Genomic DNA, 1244 nt, shown 5'->3' with positions numbered 1-1244 from the left:
TCGGCGCTGGCCTGGCACGGATACGCACCACGGTAAATAAAAAAGCCGGAAGATCACGGGGATCTTCCGGCTGATTTCAAGGATTACTAATCACCGCTTATTCTAATAAAACTGATTTCTTTTCCGTTTATTTTTTCAATGATCTTATGCAGCTCATCTTTTCCTTCAATTATTCTGTCTTTCATTTCAGACAATTCGTGAATAAAAGAACTGGCATCCTTGTTCTTCAATAAACAATCAGTTTTATAGTAATCCTTAATCTTTCTTAAATTCTTTGCACTACTCCATCTGGTTGAAGAAGAGAATATATTTGAATGTAGGATTTCGCTCATAACAATATGAATAATTTCATTATTTTTTGTCGTAATATGTATATCTAGTCCCATAATATCCTCAAAAAATCACATCAGTTGGCTTAAGATCTTTAAATACGCTTTGCGGGAATGCCGTAACTAAATCACCATTTGATTCAGTCACAACCCTTACTTTATTCAATATTTCCCCCTCTGGGGTTATACCTACATCTCTTTTCAAAGTTTTTTCATATATAAAACGATCACCATCGCGAATAATTCTATCTGGCTTACGGAATACATCCCTTATGGTTGATTTGACATCAGCATTATCGAGAGTCCACTTACTCTTGTGTGACCAGCCAGGGACGTTACCAACATGCCTATCCTTAACATTCTGAACACCATCTTTAGTTAAGTTAATTTTTTCAGGAAGAGAACAATCTTTGCCTGCCAGACCGTAAGGATCAACCCAAGACAGCGGATTATGTACGTAAGAATAAGGATTCAGCCCGCCCAGCAGCCCTATCGGGTCTTAGGGACTGTCCCGACACGACCATACTTTTCAGGCGGGATTTTTTCTTTAATAACAGCTTGTTAAAGAACCTGTTTTACCCGTTGGGGTAAAGATTTTTTGCCCGATCCCCGATGTGCACTTTCAGTCCATTGCGCCCGTTTGCTGTAGTGCAGTATAGCGCCTGTGCTCACGCGCGTTGACTCAACAGCTTGATTTTGTGATGCGTTTCCCTTTCGGCAACGGGCGAACGTCGCCCGGCTTGCCGGACGGCGGGCGGCCGTTCTGCGGGGTCGGGGCGGGGGAGGTAAATTAACGGAGGCCGCAGGCCGACCTGCCTACAGGAATGTTGGCCGGACGCAGGCAGGGCAGCTAAAGCAGAACGCGGATTGCCAAGGACTGGCTCGGTAGGTCAGAGCAGAAGGCGCAGCCTTGTG

At 44.2% G+C, this 1244-nt stretch carries 1 protein-coding gene; it reads right to left on the bottom strand.

Going from position 1 to position 1244, the window contains the following annotated elements:
- Window positions 1-86: 86 nt before the first annotated feature.
- Window positions 87-386 carry a hypothetical protein gene (locus PSI17_RS16890; protein WP_273553063.1) on the bottom strand — a complete coding sequence of 100 codons (300 nt, stop codon included), beginning with the start codon at window positions 384-386 and terminating at the stop codon, window positions 87-89.
- Between the last annotated feature and the right edge of the window lie 858 nt (window positions 387-1244).

The organism is Xenorhabdus sp. IM139775 (assembly GCF_028598745.1).
GTDB lineage: Bacteria > Pseudomonadota > Gammaproteobacteria > Enterobacterales > Enterobacteriaceae > Xenorhabdus.
The sequence above is the reverse complement of the archived record's forward strand: the minus strand, read 5'-3'. Positions and strand labels throughout refer to the sequence as shown.

What these genes read in the sequence shown, in the direction of transcription:
- PSI17_RS16890 (WP_273553063.1), bottom strand. Translation starts at nt 386, where the DNA reads ATGGGACTAGATATACATATTACGACAAAAAATAATGAAATTATTCAT.